Here is a 2,651-nt window from a genome sequence, read left to right as displayed (position 1 = left end):
GCTGACCATCAAGGCTGTCGGCGCCAACTCCGACCAGACCGCTGGCATCAGCATCGTGCGTCGCGCGCTGCAGGCTCCGGCCCGCCAGATCGCGGCCAACGCCGGTGCGGAAGCATCGATCGTTGCCGGCAAGATCCTCGAGAACAAGGGCCCGACCTTCGGCTTCAACGCCCAGACCGGCGAATATGGCGACATGATCGCCATGGGTATCGTCGATCCGGTCAAGGTCGTGCGCACGGCTCTCCAGGATGCGGCCTCGGTCGCCGGCCTGCTGGTCACCACCGAAGCCATGATCGCGGAGGCTCCGAAGAAGGAGTCGGCTGGCGGCGGCATGCCTGGCGGCATGGGCGGCGGCGGCATGGGCGGTATGGGCGGTATGGGCGGTATGGATTTCTAATCCAACTCCTATCAGCCTTCAGATACGGAAGGGCGGCAGCAACGCCGCCCTTTTCTTTGGCGCGGATCCAGTCGGAAAAAAGTTCGGCGCTCGCGAATTTTTTTGGAACCAACGACCGCCTGGGTTAGCGCGATGTCAAAGGAGTTTCGGAGGAGAAATCGGAGGTCAAGAATTTGACAAAAAAGGCGCCTCCCGCACCTAAGATACGTGTCCTTTAATGATCAGGGGCCGAGTCCTGTTCAGACTGGCGCTTGAAATCGAATCGATGCCCGGCATCGTGGAAATACGCAGCAGGTCATCGCCCGAAAGGGATTGAACCAAAGCATAGGAGACCTAGCCAATTCTTACTCAAACCCACGCTAATGATTTCGCGTCATCCGATACTCTAGGGGGACGTATTTCGTTCGCCCGCGAGCTCATCAAACTTACAATGGCACAGGCCGCATGCCGACTTGGTGTCGAGACGGCATGCTGGAAGGCGTGGGAATGCGACCGCGCCGCGCCGCAATCCAATCGCCTTGCCACGATGGCGGGCATCCTGGCCGTGAGCCCCTCATGGCTGCTGTCGGGAATAGGCGCCGGTCCATTGGAGCTGGAGTCGAGCGACGGCGCCGCCCTGCTGCGAGAGCTGCAAATCGCCTCTGCTGACGCAGTGGCTTCGCAAAAACGTGTGCAAGAAATCGTTGCGTTACTGGGGTCGGTTCCGGTAGGGGCGAAAGGACACACTAAGCGTGGTGTTCAAGCGGTTGGATCATAAAGAGGCAGGAATTACTGGAGGCCCAAAGTGTGGCGAACTCCTCGACGGGCAGAAAGCCGACAGACTCGTAAAAAGCGCGGGTGGCGTAATCTTCGTCGGATTTGGATGCCGCAACCGTCTTCACCGTCAGGAAACGGGCATTTTTGCTCGCCGCATGCTCCTTTGCCGCCGTCTTCAATGACCAGCATACCCATCCGGTGCCAAGTAGGCGAACACATTGACCGACGCCTTCGGCCGGGCACCGCCGAGAGAGGAGCCAGGGGCAAAGATGAGCTGCAGGTTTTCGTCCGTTTCCTCGTCCCGGAGGATCAGTTCGGTGATTTGGAGCAACCGGCCAAGCTCGATCAGGGCAGGGACGCGGCCCGGATCGGTGCCTGGAAAGTCTCTTCGCCAACCCAGCGGAAGCGGAGCGCGCCAACTCGGGTCTCGTCGGCGACGCCGAGCAGGGAGTCGCTTTCCGCGAGGGTGTGAACGGCGCGCCTTTCGTGTTCGGCGAGGCGGAGTTCGGCGCGCTGCATAAGGCGACGGCCCCAGGTATCCGGCGCCGAGTCGCCGATGGAACCTAAGGTCGCCAGTCCGGCAGGAGGAGCGAAGGCGCCACGGGTCAGAGCAAGAGCTGGCTCGAGCGAGAAGCGGTCCGGATTCTCAAGCCATGCACCGTCATACTCGAAGAGGATGGTCTTCGCGCCTCGGACGCGATTGCTCCTCGCCATTCCGATCGGGCGTGTGCGGCCGTGATCAATATGCACCTCAAAGTCAGCCATCGCGAGACGATCCGGCTGGCCGCTTGAGATGGATGTGTTTGGGCAGATCGGCGCTGGCCAGCGCCTGCCCGACGCTGTCGTTGCTGATGTCGGCGACCTGGCTTAGGCCGTCGAGCAGGCCGAGCGCCTGCAGGACGCCGGCATAAATGCCGATGCTGAACGTTGGTGTCCTCGGCTTCGACCCTTTGCAATGTCGAGCGAGACGTGAAGGCGCGCTTGGCCACGACCGCCATTGGCAGCCGCCGGCGTCGACGGGCATCATGGATGTCCGCCCCAAGCGTGCGCAGCGCGCGTCGCACTGCAGCAGGAGGGTTGTTTGGCGTGGCATTGTGTAACCTTCGAACTACAGAATGGCCGAATATGCAGCACGAAGATTACAATTTTCTAGCCCGTCAAGGCGCCGTTCAGCAGGAAGCGAAGGTTTAATCTTACCGACGTCGCGAGGCGGCATCGACCGGGAGATTTTGAACGTCAGCAATCGCGGCGACGGCAGTTTTTTCAGCGGGCTCGCTGGAACAAATACCGATTTGAGTGAAGGGGCCTTTTGCCTCAGGATTCGATCGGTCGGGAATTCGGTGGCGATCCGAAATCGTTCTCAAGGCGGTTGGAGATTGCCTTCTTTATGTTCCATTCGCCGCAACCCTCTTCAGCCGGGGTCGCGTCCCTACAGGTGGTGTAGCTCGGCGGTAGCGAAGCCGCTCGCGAGCGCGCCCTCGATAGCGCTGTAGCGAGC

The 2,651-nt window shown here is 61.0% G+C and carries 2 protein-coding genes and 2 pseudogenes; 1 reads left to right on the top strand and 3 read right to left on the bottom strand.

All coding sequences use genetic code 11. The annotated features are described in order from the left end of the window. The coding region (locus CIT26_RS03740; protein ID WP_280951086.1) for a TCP-1/cpn60 chaperonin family protein at positions 1-397 on the top strand (397 nt) is incomplete at its 5' end. Positions 398-1,122: 725 nt separating this feature from the next. On the opposite strand, the gene CIT26_RS35615 is transcribed toward CIT26_RS03740, so the two are convergent. From CIT26_RS35615 to CIT26_RS03725, 3 genes and pseudogenes are all read right to left on the bottom strand, one after another. Continuing rightward, complete coding sequence (locus CIT26_RS35615) at positions 1,123-1,332, bottom strand: N-acetyltransferase (protein WP_143747780.1); 210 nt, start codon at positions 1,330-1,332, stop codon at positions 1,123-1,125. Between the two features lie 41 nt (positions 1,333-1,373). Continuing rightward, a pseudogene (locus CIT26_RS03730) lies at positions 1,374-1,918 on the bottom strand (type II toxin-antitoxin system HipA family toxin); the annotation flags it as partial. After that, positions 1,911-2,280, bottom strand: a pseudogene (locus CIT26_RS03725) (hypothetical protein). The pseudogenes CIT26_RS03725 and CIT26_RS03730, both read right to left, overlap by 8 nt. Between the last annotated feature and the right edge of the window lie 371 nt (positions 2,281-2,651).

It is taken from the genome of Mesorhizobium temperatum (genome assembly GCF_002284575.1).
In the GTDB taxonomy this organism is placed as follows: domain Bacteria; phylum Pseudomonadota; class Alphaproteobacteria; order Rhizobiales; family Rhizobiaceae; genus Mesorhizobium; species Mesorhizobium temperatum.
This window is presented reverse-complemented; position numbering and strand designations above follow the sequence as displayed.